Source organism: Frankia sp. RB5 (genome assembly GCF_059816245.1).
In genome coordinates this window covers 1-13,285 of record NZ_JCBATA010000058.1, presented here as the reverse complement: position 1 = coordinate 13,285, position 13,285 = coordinate 1, and the positions used below count along the sequence as shown (strand labels likewise).

The following is a 13,285-nucleotide window of genomic DNA, read 5'->3' as shown; positions in this document are numbered from 1 at the left end:
GAACCTACGAGATGCCAGCCCCGCTCGTGTCGCCGTTCAGGTCGCCGCTCGGGTCCGGGCGGGCAGCGGTGCGGCGCAGCCAGGCGAGCCCGAGGACGGGCAGGACGACGGGGATGAACAGGTAGCCGCTGCCGTAGGAGGACCACACCGCCTGATCGGGAAACGCCGAGCTGTCGACGAGACTCGCCGTGCCCACGGCCAGCACGCCCGCGAGCTCGGTGGCGCACGCGGCCACGGCGACGCGGTGCCAGCGGGCACCCGGCCGGGTCAGCGCCACCGTGGCCACCACGTAGACGACGGCGGCGAACGCCGACAGCAGGTAGGCCAGCCGCGCATGGTCGAACTCGGTGGCGATCTGGACGGCCGACCGGGAGCAGGCCGCCACCGCGAAGATCGCGTACACGGTGACGAGGATCCGCCCCGGCCCGCTCGATGTCCGCGTCCCGCTCATTCGCCTACCCCCAGACCTGGCCGAGCCGGACGACGATGATGGCGACGGCGAAGCACGCGACGGCGAGCACCCCGCTGCCCCAGCGGGACCGGTCGCCCAGCGACCACCACGCCCCCAGCGGCAGCGCCACGACCGAGCCGATCAGATAGAGGACGAACACGGCCGGCTGTTCGGCGCGCTGGCCGCCGGCGAGTTCCGCCACCGCGCCCACCACCTGGGCGAGCAGCACGAGCTCCGCGACCCCGGCCGCGGCCAGCAGCCCCACGCCCACCGCCCGGTCGCGCAGCGCCTGCACCACGCAGGCCGCCCCCGCCACGAGCGCGCAGGCGATCGACGCGGCCGCCAGACCCTCGATCATCCGCGCCGCCCCCGCCCGCCATCTGTCAGCATCCGCCCCGACCGCCTCTCTACTACGAATGGTAGTAGGAGTCGGGCGGGGGAGACTATGGTGGCGGTCATGACGCACGGAGCCTGACGCCGGTACGGAGAGGGGCTGCGCTGGAGGCCGATCTGCGGCTCGCCGCCGGGCTCGGGCTGCTGCTGGCCGTGGCGGTCGGTGCCCTGACCTGGGCGCGGGTGCCGCGGCGGCGCGATGTGGTGACCGCCTCCGCGCGGGCGGTGATCCAGCTCGCCGTCATCGGGCTCGCGTTGCGCGGGGTGTTCGCGGCGCCGGCCGCGACCGTCGCGGTGCTCGCGGTCATGGTGACGGCTGCGGTGGGGACCGCGTCGCGGCGGCTGGCCGGCTTCCCGGCCGCTGTCCGCCGCGTCGGGATCTCCTGCCTGCTGGGAGCGTCGGTCACGATCGGGATGGTCTTCGCCGTGGAGGCGCTGGTGCCGACCACGCGCAACCTGGTCGCGTTCGCCGGCAGCGTCATCGGCGGCACGATGACCGCCTGCACGCTGACCGGCCGCCGCCTCGCGGCCGGCCTGCGCGACCGCCGCGACGAGGTGGAGGGGTGGCTCGCCCTCGGTGCCACCCCGCGCCGCGCGGTCGTGGACGTGGCCCGTGACAGCGTCGCCGAGGCCCTCGTCCCGGCCCTCGACCAGACCCGCACGGTCGGGCTGGTCACGCTGCCCGGGACGTTCGTCGGCGCGCTGCTCGGCGGCGCGTCGCCGGCCGGGGCCGCCCGGTTCCAGGCCGTCGTGCTCATCGGCCAGCTCAGCGCGCAGAGCGTCGCGGCCGTCGCCCTCGCCTACCTCCTCGGCGCGCCGGCCCGCCTGCCGTCGCCGGACACGCCGAGGAGCGGCTGAGCCGTCAGGCCCCGGCGGGTTCGAGGACGAAGACGGGGATCTGGCGGTCGGTCTTGCGCTGGTAGTCGTCGTAGTCCGGGTAGGCGGTGACGGCGCGGCTCCACCACAGGGCCTTCTCCTCGCCGGTGACCTCACGGGCGAGGTAGTCCTTGCGGACCGGGCCGTCCTGGAGCTCGACGCGCGGGTCGGCGACCACGTTGTGGTACCAGACGGGGTGCTTCGGCGCCCCGCCGAGGGACGCGACAATGGCGTAGGCGCCCTCGTGCTCGACGCGCATCAGCGGCGACTTGCGGATCTTCCCGGACTTCGCGCCGCGTGTGGTCAGGATGATGACGGGCCTCCCGTGCAAGGTGGTGCCCTGCGTACCGCCGGAGCTCTCGAACTCCTCGACCTGCTTGCGGGCCCACTCGGCGGGGCTCGGCTCGTACTCACCTGTCAGTGGCATGCCACCAGTCAACACCAGTGCGGGGCCGGTCACCCCGCGGTGGCGTTCGCGGTGATGGGATGTCCACTGTGGAGACGTCGGACATCGCCGCGAGGCTGACCGCGCAGGGGCTGAGCGGGCCGCCGTCACCGGGTGCCGTCGACGCCGTCGGCAGGCTGCTCGCCGTGCAGGCGCAGGATCCGCGCGGCATGCGGCTGGCGGTGCGGCCGCGGACCCGCGCGACGACGGCCGCCGACGTCGACCGTGCCCTGACGGTGGAACGCACACTCGTCGTGAGCTGGCTCAACCGGGGCACGCTGCACCTCGTTCGCAGCGAGGACCACTGGTGGCTGCGGGAGCTGACCGCGCCGCGGATGGCCGCGCAGATCCGCCGCCGGCTCGCCGAGGAGGGCGTCACGCCCGACGACGCCGAGCGGGGCGTGGCGATCGTCGAGCGGGCGCTCGCCGCGGACGGGCCGCGCACGCGCGACGAGCTGCGCGGCCGGGTCGCGCGGGCCGGGATCCCCACGGCCGGCCAGGCGATGGTCTACCTGCTCATCGTCGCGTCGACCCGGGGACTCGTCGTGCGTGGCCCGGTCGTCGCCGGGGAACAGGCATACGCGCTGGTCCGCGACTGGCTCGGCCCGCCGCCGCGCCCGTTCGACCGGGACGCGGCGCTCGCGGAGCTGGCGCGGCGCTACCTCGCCGGCCACGGCCCGGCGGACGACCGCGACCTCGCCCGATGGGCGGGCCTGCCCCTGCGCGACGCCCGCCGCGGCCTCACGGCCATCGCCGCCGACCTGGTCACCCGCGACGATGGGCGCGCCGTGCTGGCGACCTCCGCACCGCCGTGCCCGCGGCTGCCGTCGCCGCGCCTGCTCGGGCCGTTCGATCCCGTCCTGCACGGCTGGGCGGACCGCGGCTGGCTGGGCGCCGCCAGTCGGGCCGTCACCAGCAACGGCATCTTCCGGCCGGTGATCCTCGTCGACGGCCGGGCCGTCGGGACCTGGACGATGCCCGCCGGGCGGGTCGTCCTCGCGCCGTTCAAGGGTGATGCGCCGCCCGAGGGTTGCGGGCCCTGGCCGCCGCCGGTCGCCGCGGCGCTCGCCGAGGAGGCCGCCGACGTGCGACGCTTCCTCGACGGCAGCGCCGTGAGCTGAGCGGATCAGGAACTGAACAGCATCCGGGCGAAGCCGCCATGCCGGGAGCGGCCGTGGCCGTGGCCCCAGGCGGGCTGCGCGTAGTGACCTGACTGGACGTGCGGACCTGGCTGGGCGTAGGGCGCGGGCTGGCCGTACGGCGCGGGCGGAGGGGGCGGCGCGGGCTGCGACCACTGCGCCTCCAGGCGCGTGAGTGCCTCCAGCTCCCCGTAGTCGAGGAAGATGCCCCGGCAGCCGTCGCACTGCTCGATCTGGATGCCGTTGCGGTTGTAGGTCCGCATCATCGCGTGGCACTTCGGGCACTGCATCGTGTAGCTCACGAGCGAGACCTGCCGATCATGGCGCGGGGACAGCCGACGTCCTCTGGAGCCTACCGGTCGCGATGGCGGTCAGTGGCCGACACGTCGGGAGGACGACGCCGGGCCCGCGGTCGCCACGATCCGCCCGCAGGCCTCGACAAGCGCCGCCGAGGCCTGGTCCAGGCCGCCGGGGGAGTCGGCTTCGAGGCGCGCGGCTTCGAGGCGCGTGGCTTCGAGGCGCGTGGGTTCGAGGTGAGCGGGGTCGAGGTCAGCGGGATCGAGGTGCGCGGCGACCGCGGTCGCGGCGTACTCGACGGTGAGGGCCCGCGCCGGCAGGTCGAGCGCCCGCCACGGGTCGCCGCCCGGCAGCGCCGGCCCGCCGTGCGCCGTGTAGGCGTCGAGGAAGCGCGCCCAGCGGTCCACCGGGAGCAGGCCCGCGGCGAACCAGGCGGCCGGGCGGGCCAGGTCCCAGGCCGGGTCGCCGAGGCCGAGGTCGTCCACGTCGATGATCCGCCAGTGCTCCGCCGGTGGTGCGGGTGGCTGTCCGAGGTGGACGAGCTGGCCGAAATGGAAGTCGCCGTGGACGAGCGAGGTGGGCCGGCCGGGACCCGCCGCCGCCGACGGATCGCCGAGGGTGGCGGTCGCGGCGAGGATCGGGTCGACGAGCGGATGCCCGGCGTGCGGGCGCAGTCGGGCGACGCGGTCGGCGAGCCGGCGCAGGACGGTGGCGGGCGGCAGCGCGGCGAGGTCGCCGAGGCCGACCGGAGCGCGGTGCAGGCGGGCGAGCAGGGCGCCGGCCCGCTCCCACGGAGCCGCGTCGGCGTCGCGCGGGCCGAGCGCGCGGCCCGCCGGCCAGGCGCTGACCAGACGGGCGCCGACCCGCATCGGGGTGCTGGTCAGCGGGGGGAGCAGGACGCCGGCGAGGTCCGACCGGGCGGCGATGCCCAGCCGGGCGGCGAGGTGCCGGGGATCCGTGCCGTCCGGATGCGCCTTGAGCACGACGTCGCCGCGGCGCACGACAAGCCGGTCGGCGCGCCGCGACAGGATGGACGGGGGCTCGCCGGTCCCGGCGACCCGGCCGGTCGAGGGCAGGCGCGCGGCCAGCCGAGCCATCCCGGCCACCAGCCCGGCCTCGCCGTCCACGGGTGTCAGCGGGTGGGCTTGCGCAGGCGCCAGATGCACTCGGACGGCCAACGGTGGGCCCAGGCCTCGTCGCCGCGTTCGGGCGCGGAGGCCTCGGCCCGCTCCCGCGTCGAGCCGCCCGCGTCGGACACCTCCGCGTCGGACACCTCCGCGGCGGGCATGTCACCGGTGGATGCCGGCGGGCGGGGCTCCAGCAGGTCCTCGACGATCAGACCGCTGTCGCGGAACAGCCGGATCCAGCTGCCGTACGGCAGGTTCATGCTGACCAGGCCGTCCGCCTCGGCGACCAGGCGCAGGCCGAAGTAGTCGCGGGTCAGCCGGGTGCCGGGGGCGTTGCGGCCGGGCCGCACGGTGATCTCGTAGATCGGGCTGACGTGGCTGAAGGCGAGCAGGCCGCCGGGTCGCAGCACCCGGGCCGCCTCCGGCACCGCCCGCAACGGGTCGGCGAAGCTGAACGCCCCGTGGTCGGCGAAGACGATGTCGAAGGACGCGTCCGCGAACGGCACGGCCTCGGCGCTGGCCTGCACCAACGGGAAGGTCAGCCCGGTGTCGGCGGCGAGCCGGCGGCTGTGCAGGAGCTGGCGCTCGGACAGGTCCAGCCCGACGGCCCGTGCGCCGCGGCGCACCAGCGCGGTGGACCACTGCCCGCCGCCGCAGCCCATCTCCAGCACGTCCCGCCCGGCGACCTCGCCGAGCACCCCGAGCCGCGACTCCGGGATCTCCCACAGTCCCCAGGAGATGTCGCCGGTGAACGCCTGCTGGCGGATCTGCGGGCCGTTGAGCCGCTGGTAGTCGTCGGAGATCTCGTTCCAGCGCGCCCTGTTCGTCCGCACGTGCGTAGCGCCGTCCGTCATCGGTGCCCTTGTCCTCTTCCCGGTGGACGTGTCGTCGCGCCAGGCGGCGGCTGCCCTGATAGTGCGGATGGTCCGCTGGAATCGTATGAGACCGGAGCAGGACGGTCCTCGCTGGTCCGTCGTCTGGCGGACGCTGGTGGACCATCGGCGCGGTGACGGTGCTCGCCGTGCCCGGGCGCACCGCCGTGTCCGGGGCGCACCGCCGTGTCTCTGGCGTACTGCCGTGCCCGGGCGCACCGTCGGGGCCGCGGCATGCCACGGGCGGGAGGCGCCGCGCGCCCGACCGTCGAGGCCCCGGGCCGTGAGAATGGCTCCGGTGTCCGGAAGGACGCGAAAAATGGCTGATGAAAGACTTGTGAGGTGTTCGTATGACGCTTTGTACCGGTCATTTGTCTCAGGCCGGAGGGCCCTGGACGGAGGTTGCCGCGCCGGGCATTCTCGTTCCCGTGTCCAGAGCACGAAAAAGATCGAGCAGGTTCTTTCGGCCGCCCGATGAGCGCGTCAGCCTGGGCCTCATGACCTGCCCGTCCTGCAACGGCACCCGTTACCAGACCCGTCCGCAGGCCGAGCGGGACGCCGACGGACTGTTCGACGGTGATGCCAACATAAAGTGTCGGGAGTGCGGCGGGACCGGAAAGATCCCGCCGCGATGACCAAGCCGCTCCCGGTGCAGGCGGACTTTCTCTACCTGCGTTGTCCGGAGCATCGGGGCCGACATCCCCGCAAGGCGCTGAAGACCATGCCCCGGCCCGGCGGCGAGTGCCCGCACTGCCGGCTGGTCCGGGCCGCGGATCCCGACGCGGCCGGCCACCGGTCCGGGGACGACGGCGGCGACGGTCAGGCCCCCTCCGCCTGACCCTCGCCCGCGCCACCCTCGCCCCGCGCCAACCTGGCCCCGCGCCTGGCGTGTCTGTCGGGCCTACCGCTTCGGTTCGCGAACGAACACCGCGGTGCGGGTGCCGTTCGTCGTCCGGGCGCGGACGACCACCGAGTCGCCCTGGTGGAGGTCGGTGATCGTCGCGTCCGCGCGATCCGCGCGGATCTTCGTGTTGCCGTTGATCACGTAGGTGGCGGCGAAGCCGTCCTCGCTGGTCACGCTGATCGACGTCGCACTGATCGCGGACACCGTCCCGCGCTGGCCATCGACCACCTCCAGGCCCTTGTCGGTCCTGATCGTCGCCTCGCCGTGCAGGCCCCGACCGGAGCCGTCACCGCCGAACAGCCGCCGGGCCTCGGCGAGGCGGGGGTGATCGCCGGCCGCGCGGGGCGCCGTGGCCCTCGGGCCGTGCTCCGGCGCGGGGGCCGCCGAGGCGGCGGTACCGCTGAGTCCGACCCCGATCCCGAGGCCCAACCCGAGCATGCCGGCCGCGGCCGCGACCGCGCCTCGCCGTCCGGTCCGGAAGCTGCGCATCATCGCCGTCCTTCCCTGTCGTCATCACGCCGGCACCCGAGCAGGGCCGACCGCCCGGAGACGGACGGCCGGGAGGCCCGGCGGCACGCGCCGCCGCGGCGCGCTGCGGCACCATCGTGCGAGCCGTGCGTGTGAACGGGATCTGAGCCGACCGGGGCGCACCGGCGGGGGCGCGGGGGGCGCCACCGCGCCGCGACCCGTCGCTCAGAGCCGGGGGAACCGGGCGACCCAACGACGTTGCCACGGCGTTTCGACGGCGCGTGGATGGTGCGCCGACCGCGCCCAGGCCACCGCGTCCGCGGGGGCGTGGCCGTCGAGGACCGCGAGGCAGGCGAGGACCGTGCCGGTGCGGCCCACCCCGCCGCCGCAGGCGAGCTCCACCCGCTCGCCGGCGCCGGCGCGTGCGTGCAGGTCGCGGATGGCCGAGGCGGCCGCCGCGGGATCGCGGGGCAGCAGGAAGTCCGGCCAGTCGATCCAGACGTGCGGCCAGGTCAGCAGGGCGTCGTGCCGCTTGCGCAGGCGGGTCCCGCCGAGATAGAGACCGAGGTCGGGGGTGTCGCCGGGTGGGGCCGGATGGCGTAGCCCGCGGGCCCGGATCCAGCCGCCGCCGGGCAACATGATCGCTGCGGGCAGCGCGCGGTCGGGACGCCGTGATGACGATCTGGCCGATGCGGGACGGTCGGGGGAGTGGTCGGCGCCCATGGGCGAGGATCCCATTCCCCGGGCGTGGGCCACGAGGGGGCGGGCCGGTGGGCCGGGTGCGAGGCCGCGGCGGCCGGTCGGCCGGATGCCCGGGACGCCGAACAGCCCGGCTCCGGGAGGACGTGCTCTCCCGAAGCCGGGCTGCCGTTGGTCGCCTGGCGGGTGGCGTCAGACGCGCGACGGTTTGCGGGCGCCGTCACCCGTGCCGTTCGACTGGGCGGGGACCTGCGAGCGCGCCGCGCCGTTCCAGGACGGCGCCTGGTCGGCTTCGGGCGGCAGCGACGGGGCGAAGTTCTCCCCGAGGCGTTGCAGTGCCGCCCGGGCGAAGATCTGCTGCTCGGTGACGGTGCGCTCCGACCGGCCGCGGCCGATGAAGCTGACCGTCCAGTGCAGCAGCGTCGTCAGGCGGTGCTTGAAACCGATGATGTAGACGAGGTGCACGGCCAGCCAGAGCAGCCAGGCGATGAAGCCGGTGATCTGGACGCTACCGATCTTGGCCACCGCGCTGAACCGCGAGATGGTGGCCATGCTGCCCTTGTCGTGGTACTTGAACGGGTTCCCGGTCCGCTTGCCTGCGACCCAGCCCTTGATCTCCTTGGCGGCGTGACGGCCGCCCTGGATCGCGACCTGGGCCACGCCCGGCAGCCGGTCGAGGCTCATCATGTCGCCGATGACGAAGACCTCCGGGTGGCCCGGCAGGGTCAGGTCGGGCAGCACCTCGACGCGGCCGGCCCGGTCGATCTTCGCGCCGGTCTGCTCGGCGAGCTGCTTGCCGAGCGGGCTCGCGGCGACACCCGCGGCCCAGACCTTGCAGACCGAGTCGATCCGGCGGCGGGTGCCGTCCGAGTCCTCGACCTCGATGCCGGTGGCATTGACGTTCACGACCTTGGCGCCGAGCTGCACCTCGACGCCGATCTTCTCCAGCTTCTCGGCGGCCTTCTCGCCGAGCCGCTCGCCGAACGGCGGCAGCACGGCGGGCGCGGCGTCGAGCAGGATGACCCGGGCCTTGGTCGGGTCGATGCTGCGGAAGTCGCGGCGCAGCGTGCGGCGTGACAGCTCGGCGATCTGGCCGGCCATCTCCACGCCGGTGGGGCCCGCGCCGACCACGACGAAGGTCAGCAGCCGCTCGACGTCGGCCGGGTCGGTCGAGCCCTCGGCGAGCTCGAACATCCCGAAGATCCGGCCGCGCAGCTCCAGCGCGTCGTCGATGCTCTTCATGCCGGGGGCGTGCGTGGCGAACTGGTCGTTGCCGAAGTACGACTGACCGGCGCCGGCGGCGACGACGAGGCTGTCGTACGGGTGCACGGTGGTGCGCCCGAGCAGCTGCGACGTGACGGTGCGCGCCTTCACGTCGATGGTCGTCACCTCACCCAGGACGACCTGGGCGTTGTCCTGGCGGCTGAGCACCTCGCGGGTGGTCGGGGCGATCTCGCCCTCCGACAGGATGCCCGTCGCCACCTGGTAGAGCAGCGGCTGGAACAGGTGATGGGTGGTCTTGGCGACCAGAGTGATCTCGACGGGCGCCTTGCGAAGAGCCTGCGCGGTGAACAATCCGCCGAAGCCGGAGCCGATGATCACCACGCGGTGCGGGGAGCTGCGCCGCCCCTCGAGCCGTTCCGGTTCGTCGGCATGCCCTGTGCGGGCGCTGTCCGTGGTCACGATCCTTCTCCGCTCAACCTCTTGACTCCCAGCGGTGCCCGTTGGCGCCGCGGAGACCGTATCCCCGAGAGCACGTTGGTCTCCACCGACTATTTTCCGCCGATTAGCGGCCGAGGGATCGTGTTCATCGTCACCTCGCCCAGGAGCATCGGCTATGGATATGTGGCACGGAACACACTTCCGGCGGATGGCGGTGCGCATAGTCCGGACGTCGATCGACGCACGGGCGAACCGTCGGTGGCGTGGAGGTGTGTGGCGCCGGCTCGGAAATAGGGCCCGGTAGCGCTCCCTGTTCACCATACAGTCCCCGCTCAGGCCGAGGTCGGCGGGGCCGCGCCGGACAGGACCACGATCATGGCGGGTTCTTGGGCCCCGATTTGACGGTGCCCCGGCGGGCGGGCCGGGCCGGTCTCGGGTATGTTCCGCCGAGTCCGGTACAACGAATCCGGGTATTCCGGCGCCGCATTCATCAACGGTGCCTTGATGGCCACGCCTTCGGGCGGTGCTCGTTCTTCGGCACCGTCGGCGACGCGTGCGGCTTCATCGGCGGCCGCCGCGGGGCGGATGCGCGTGACCGGGCGCGTGCCGCCGTCGGTGGGAACTGGTCCTTTGCCCGTCCTGGCGCCCATCATCCTGGTTTGGTCAGAACTTTCCGGAACGCCGATTCCCCGGCCGTGGAGTGCGGTGCCGGCGTCGCCTGGGTGGGGGCCGTCACCGCACTCCGCCGGCGCTCGCGGTGGGTCGGCGTCTGACCGCGCTCATCGGTGGCGAAGGGTGGCGGAGGTGATCACCCGTAGTGGGTGGGGGGCTGTTGGTGACGAACGTGGCGATGGTGGACAATCCTCTCACCGTGCGTATCCGGCTGCCGTCCAGCGGGGAGGATGATCATGGATGAGGTGCCCGGATGGGCCACTGGCGTCGACACCGACCGACCCAGCGCCGCGCGGATGTACGACTACCACTCCCTCGGGCTGACCGTCACCGCCGAGGGCGTCGAGACCGAGGCGCGGCTCGAACGGCTCCGGCGGGTGCGCTGCGACAGCGCCCAGGGCTACCTGTTCTGCGCGCCGCTGCCCGCCGACGCGCTCGCCCGCTGGCTCGACACCCCGCACCGAGCCGATCCCGCGGGTGTGTTCGGGCCGTGACGCGCTCGGCCGCGGGGTGTGCTCAGCCCGCGGTCCGACCGTCCGGCGAGGTCGTGGACCGCGGAGAATCCGACCGGCCGGATGCCGCCGGCGAGGCAGCCAGCCGGGCCCGGTTGCCGGCGAAGACGGTGGCCCGCCGCTCGTCCATGCCGTCGAACGCCGGGGGGCGAGCCAGGGCCGCGCGTGCCTCCGCCGCGCGGGCCGGCTCCGTGTAGGTCGCGGCCCCCTGGGCGTAGATCTGCCTGAGCTCGCGCATCGTGGCGGGGTCCGCCTCGCCGATCGCCGCGCCGAGCTCCAGCGCCCGCACGCGCAGCAGCTCGTGCGGCATCACCTCGGCGACCAGTCCCATGCGCAGCGCCTGCTCGGCGCCGACGACGGCACCCGTCATCGACATCCACCGGGCGTTGCCGATGCCGATCAGCGGCGGCAGGTGCGCGGTCAGCCCGCCGCCGGGCAGGATCCCGACCCGCACGTGACTGTCGGCGAAGATGGCGCGCTCGGAGGCGATGAGGAAGTCGCAGCTCACGGCGATCTCCAGACCGCCGGTGAAGGCGGCCCCGTTGACGGCGGCGATGATCGGGGTCCGCATCCGGCCGACCTGAGCGAAGCAGTCGTGGTCGCGGTAGGCAGCGGCGTAGGCCTCGCTGTCGCGGGCGGCCTCCTTCAGGTCGACGCCGGCGCAGAACGCCGGGTCCGCCCCGGTCAGGACGACCGCCCGCACCGCCGGATCCGCGTCGGCGTCGATCAGCGCGTCGTACAGGGCGATGACAAGCGCACCGCTCAGCGCGTTGCGGGCGTGCGGCCGGTTGAGGGTGATCAACCGCGTGGTGCCGGACGTCTCGACGGTCAGGATCTCGCTCACCGGCGGAGTATGTCCCACTATCGCGCCCGGCGGCGAGCTGTTGCGCCGCTGGGCGGAGCGGGCACGCCGGGGCGGTGGCGGCGGTGGTCGCCGGGAGGGTGCGTGGCGAGCGAACGGGTCGGGGAGGCGACAGATGGGAAGCGGGGAGCGGCCGGCCGGTGTGGCGAGGGACTCATAGTCTGAGCAGATGTGGCATACGCGTGATCGCGGCACCGTGGCGGCCGCCCGCTCGGCCCATCCGATCCATCCGACCGTCCGTTCGCTCGCGGGCGGGCTTGCCCTCGGGCTCACCGCCGGCTGCGGAGCGCTGCTCGCCGGTTGTTCCTCGTCCGGCTCCGACGCGGCGGCCGACGTGCGGGTCACCAGCTGCGTGCGCGACGCCGACAACCACCGCGCCGTCGTCCGCGGGGAGGTGCACAACGGCTCGTCGAAACGGTCGAACTACGTGATCCAGATCGACGTGAAGGCGAACGACAGCAAGATCGAGAGTGGGCTGGCCTCGGTCTTCCGGGTGCGTTCGGGTGCCACGGATTCGTTCACGGTTCGTCCTGTCGGGGTGGACGTGCCCAGCGGCACGACGCTGACGTGCACGGTCGCCCACGTGGGGCGGATAGCCGCCGAGTAGCGGCGGCGCGTGTCGCCGGCCGGGCGCGCCCGGGTCAGGCGCGCGTCGGCGGCGGCGTGCGGGTGCCGCCGCCGCCGGCGGGCGGGGGCGTCGCCCGCACCGGTCAGATCGCCGAGCGGGCGGGCCGCACGGGGGACACCCGGGCGCGTGGCGGCGGGGTGAGCAGCCGTCGCGGCCCGGACGGCGCGTGGCCGGCCTGCATGTGGCCGGTCTGCGGATACCCGGACTGGCCGGGGCCGGTGCCGCGGTCCGGCTGGTCGCGCAGCAGACCGACCCGGGCCGCGACGCCGAGGCTGTAGAGCAGGGCGCGTACCCGCGCGTCGATCTCGTCGCGGATCGGCCGGACCTCCTCCACCCGCATCTCGGCCGGGTCCTCCAGCTCCCAGTGCAGGTAGCGGGTGTGCGGGTAGATCGGGAGTGCCTCGCCGCAGCCCATGCTGATGACGACGGAGGCGGTGCGCACCGCCTCGTCGGTGAGCCGGGTGGGGCTGGCCTCGGACAGGTCGATGCCGATCTCGGCCATCGCCTCGACGACCGGCGCGGCGACGGTCGCCGCGGGCGCGGGCCCGGCCGACCTCGCCTGGACCCGACCGTGGCTGTGCTGATCGAGCAGGGCGGCACCCATCTGGGAACGCCCGGCGTTGCGCTCGCAGACGAACAGGACCGCGGGCGGGCGGGGCACGCCGGCCTCCGGCCGGGCGGGGCGCGCGGCGACCGCCGAGGCGCCGGGGCGGCAGCCGGGCGGCGCGGGCGCTGGTGGCCGTGTGGCCATCGCGTCGGGGATCTGCGGGGGAGTCACCTGGAGCGTCACCGGCCATCCGTCGAGGAGCCGCCCGGCTGACGCAATGGTGACATCACTGTCACCGTCGCTTGCCTGGACGGGCACATCACCCGCTGATAGGAGACTTTGCTGGACGAAATTTCGAGAGAGCTGTCGCCGAATGGCGTTAGGGAGTGAATTACGAGCATTGAACCCATCCTACAGGTCGGCGCGCGAAGCCCAGGCCTGAATTTTCGTATCAGTCCCGGTTCGCTGCCATCGGGCGGGATCCGTCACGGGGCCCGCTGGCTGGTCAACTACCTGGTCCGTCGCGTACCCGGCGGCGGTGGACGGGCGGCGGCGCGGGCGCGGGTCACCCTCGCCGCGCGCTGCGCGTCCGACGCGTGCCGGAATGTCATGGACCGCGACGGGGATCCCCGGTCGACGGGGTGGGCAGCGCGGCGCGGGCGGGCCGCCGGGGCGCCAGGCCTGGCCGGGAGGGTGGCCGTGCCGGGGCCGCCGGCTGCCGGGGACGTGGG

16 protein-coding genes are annotated in these 13,285 nt (G+C 74.3%); 5 read left to right on the top strand and 11 right to left on the bottom strand.

Going from position 1 to position 13,285, the window contains the following annotated elements:
- Positions 1 to 4 precede the first annotated feature (4 nt).
- A complete protein-coding gene (locus AC6EXY_RS25210; protein WP_499816539.1) occupies positions 5 to 451 on the bottom strand; it encodes a hypothetical protein in 447 nt (148 codons plus the stop codon).
- A gap of 4 nt (positions 452 to 455) precedes the next feature.
- A complete protein-coding gene (locus tag AC6EXY_RS25205) occupies positions 456 to 809 on the bottom strand; it encodes a hypothetical protein (protein ID WP_101832408.1) in 354 nt (117 codons plus the stop codon).
- Positions 810 to 997: 188 nt separating this feature from the next.
- Here AC6EXY_RS25205 and AC6EXY_RS25200 point away from each other — a divergent pair, with 188 nt between their 5' ends.
- Positions 998 to 1,702, top strand: a complete 705-nt coding sequence (locus AC6EXY_RS25200; RefSeq protein ID WP_243407631.1) for an ABC transporter permease — start codon at positions 998 to 1,000, stop codon at positions 1,700 to 1,702.
- A 4-nt stretch (positions 1,703 to 1,706) separates the two neighbouring features.
- Here the strand turns inward: AC6EXY_RS25200 and AC6EXY_RS25195 are convergent, their stop codons facing one another.
- A complete protein-coding gene (locus AC6EXY_RS25195) occupies positions 1,707 to 2,147 on the bottom strand; it encodes a nitroreductase family deazaflavin-dependent oxidoreductase (protein ID WP_101832410.1) in 441 nt (146 codons plus the stop codon).
- Between the two features lie 59 nt (positions 2,148 to 2,206).
- Here AC6EXY_RS25195 and AC6EXY_RS25190 point away from each other — a divergent pair, with 59 nt between their 5' ends.
- Positions 2,207 to 3,286 (top strand): winged helix DNA-binding domain-containing protein, encoded by a 1,080-nt coding sequence (locus tag AC6EXY_RS25190; protein WP_101832411.1) that lies wholly within the window; start codon positions 2,207 to 2,209, stop codon positions 3,284 to 3,286.
- Positions 3,287 to 3,291: 5 nt separating this feature from the next.
- Here the strand turns inward: AC6EXY_RS25190 and AC6EXY_RS25185 are convergent, their stop codons facing one another.
- The 3 genes from AC6EXY_RS25185 to AC6EXY_RS25175 all read right to left on the bottom strand — a co-directional run bounded on the left by AC6EXY_RS25185 (position 3,292) and on the right by AC6EXY_RS25175 (position 5,582).
- The gene (locus AC6EXY_RS25185; protein ID WP_101832429.1) at positions 3,292 to 3,594 is read right to left on the bottom strand and encodes a TFIIB-type zinc ribbon-containing protein; all 303 of its coding nucleotides are present in this window, start codon (positions 3,592 to 3,594) and stop codon (positions 3,292 to 3,294) included.
- 81 nt (positions 3,595 to 3,675) lie between these two features.
- Positions 3,676 to 4,728 (bottom strand): phosphotransferase family protein, encoded by a 1,053-nt coding sequence (locus tag AC6EXY_RS25180; RefSeq protein ID WP_499816540.1) that lies wholly within the window; start codon positions 4,726 to 4,728, stop codon positions 3,676 to 3,678.
- Positions 4,729 to 4,733: 5 nt separating this feature from the next.
- Positions 4,734 to 5,582 carry a class I SAM-dependent methyltransferase gene (locus AC6EXY_RS25175; RefSeq protein WP_499816541.1) on the bottom strand — a complete coding sequence of 283 codons (849 nt, stop codon included), beginning with the start codon at positions 5,580 to 5,582 and terminating at the stop codon, positions 4,734 to 4,736.
- Between the two features lie 649 nt (positions 5,583 to 6,231).
- On the opposite strand from AC6EXY_RS25175, the gene AC6EXY_RS25170 reads away from it, so the two are divergent.
- Positions 6,232 to 6,438 (top strand): hypothetical protein, encoded by a 207-nt coding sequence (locus AC6EXY_RS25170; protein WP_101832413.1) that lies wholly within the window; start codon positions 6,232 to 6,234, stop codon positions 6,436 to 6,438.
- Positions 6,439 to 6,501: 63 nt separating this feature from the next.
- On the opposite strand, the gene AC6EXY_RS25165 is transcribed toward AC6EXY_RS25170, so the two are convergent.
- The 3 genes from AC6EXY_RS25165 to AC6EXY_RS25155 all read right to left on the bottom strand — a co-directional run bounded on the left by AC6EXY_RS25165 (position 6,502) and on the right by AC6EXY_RS25155 (position 9,354).
- Positions 6,502 to 6,996: a DUF5666 domain-containing protein gene (locus AC6EXY_RS25165; RefSeq protein ID WP_499842417.1), complete on the bottom strand. Its 495-nt coding sequence runs from the start codon at positions 6,994 to 6,996 to the stop codon at positions 6,502 to 6,504.
- A 201-nt stretch (positions 6,997 to 7,197) separates the two neighbouring features.
- Entirely contained in the window at positions 7,198 to 7,695 is a 498-nt protein-coding gene (locus AC6EXY_RS25160) for a protein-tyrosine phosphatase family protein (RefSeq protein WP_243407632.1), read from the bottom strand.
- Between the two features lie 168 nt (positions 7,696 to 7,863).
- Entirely contained in the window at positions 7,864 to 9,354 is a 1,491-nt protein-coding gene (locus AC6EXY_RS25155; protein ID WP_101832415.1) for an NAD(P)/FAD-dependent oxidoreductase, read from the bottom strand.
- 887 nt (positions 9,355 to 10,241) lie between these two features.
- Here AC6EXY_RS25155 and AC6EXY_RS25150 point away from each other — a divergent pair.
- Positions 10,242 to 10,499 carry an EAL domain-containing protein gene (locus tag AC6EXY_RS25150; protein WP_499816542.1) on the top strand — a complete coding sequence of 86 codons (258 nt, stop codon included), beginning with the start codon at positions 10,242 to 10,244 and terminating at the stop codon, positions 10,497 to 10,499.
- A gap of 22 nt (positions 10,500 to 10,521) precedes the next feature.
- Here the strand turns inward: AC6EXY_RS25150 and AC6EXY_RS25145 are convergent, their stop codons facing one another.
- Entirely contained in the window at positions 10,522 to 11,361 is an 840-nt protein-coding gene (locus AC6EXY_RS25145; protein WP_101832417.1) for an enoyl-CoA hydratase, read from the bottom strand.
- 187 nt (positions 11,362 to 11,548) lie between these two features.
- Between AC6EXY_RS25145 and AC6EXY_RS25140 the strand changes: the two genes are divergently transcribed.
- Complete coding sequence (locus AC6EXY_RS25140) at positions 11,549 to 11,986, top strand: hypothetical protein (protein ID WP_101832418.1); 438 nt, start codon at positions 11,549 to 11,551, stop codon at positions 11,984 to 11,986.
- 103 nt (positions 11,987 to 12,089) lie between these two features.
- Here AC6EXY_RS25140 and AC6EXY_RS25135 read toward each other — a convergent pair whose 3' ends face one another.
- Positions 12,090 to 12,797 carry an arsenate reductase/protein-tyrosine-phosphatase family protein gene (locus AC6EXY_RS25135; protein WP_341477233.1) on the bottom strand — a complete coding sequence of 236 codons (708 nt, stop codon included), beginning with the start codon at positions 12,795 to 12,797 and terminating at the stop codon, positions 12,090 to 12,092.
- Positions 12,798 to 13,285 lie beyond the last annotated feature (488 nt).

Coding starts and splice junctions, on each gene's coding strand:
- AC6EXY_RS25210 (WP_499816539.1), bottom strand. CDS start 451: ATGAGCGGGACGCGGACATCGAGCGGGCCGGGGCGGATCCTCGTCACC.
- AC6EXY_RS25195 (WP_101832410.1), bottom strand. CDS start 2,147: ATGCCACTGACAGGTGAGTACGAGCCGAGCCCCGCCGAGTGGGCCCGC.
- AC6EXY_RS25170 (WP_101832413.1), top strand. CDS start 6,232: ATGACCAAGCCGCTCCCGGTGCAGGCGGACTTTCTCTACCTGCGTTGT.
- AC6EXY_RS25175 (WP_499816541.1), bottom strand. CDS start 5,582: ATGACGGACGGCGCTACGCACGTGCGGACGAACAGGGCGCGCTGGAAC.
- AC6EXY_RS25140 (WP_101832418.1), top strand. CDS start 11,549: ATGTGGCATACGCGTGATCGCGGCACCGTGGCGGCCGCCCGCTCGGCC.
- AC6EXY_RS25160 (WP_243407632.1), bottom strand. CDS start 7,695: ATGGGCGCCGACCACTCCCCCGACCGTCCCGCATCGGCCAGATCGTCA.
- AC6EXY_RS25150 (WP_499816542.1), top strand. CDS start 10,242: ATGGATGAGGTGCCCGGATGGGCCACTGGCGTCGACACCGACCGACCC.
- AC6EXY_RS25205 (WP_101832408.1), bottom strand. CDS start 809: ATGATCGAGGGTCTGGCGGCCGCGTCGATCGCCTGCGCGCTCGTGGCG.
- AC6EXY_RS25185 (WP_101832429.1), bottom strand. CDS start 3,594: ATGCAGTGCCCGAAGTGCCACGCGATGATGCGGACCTACAACCGCAAC.
- AC6EXY_RS25165 (WP_499842417.1), bottom strand. CDS start 6,996: ATGATGCGCAGCTTCCGGACCGGACGGCGAGGCGCGGTCGCGGCCGCG.
- AC6EXY_RS25190 (WP_101832411.1), top strand. CDS start 2,207: ATGTCCACTGTGGAGACGTCGGACATCGCCGCGAGGCTGACCGCGCAG.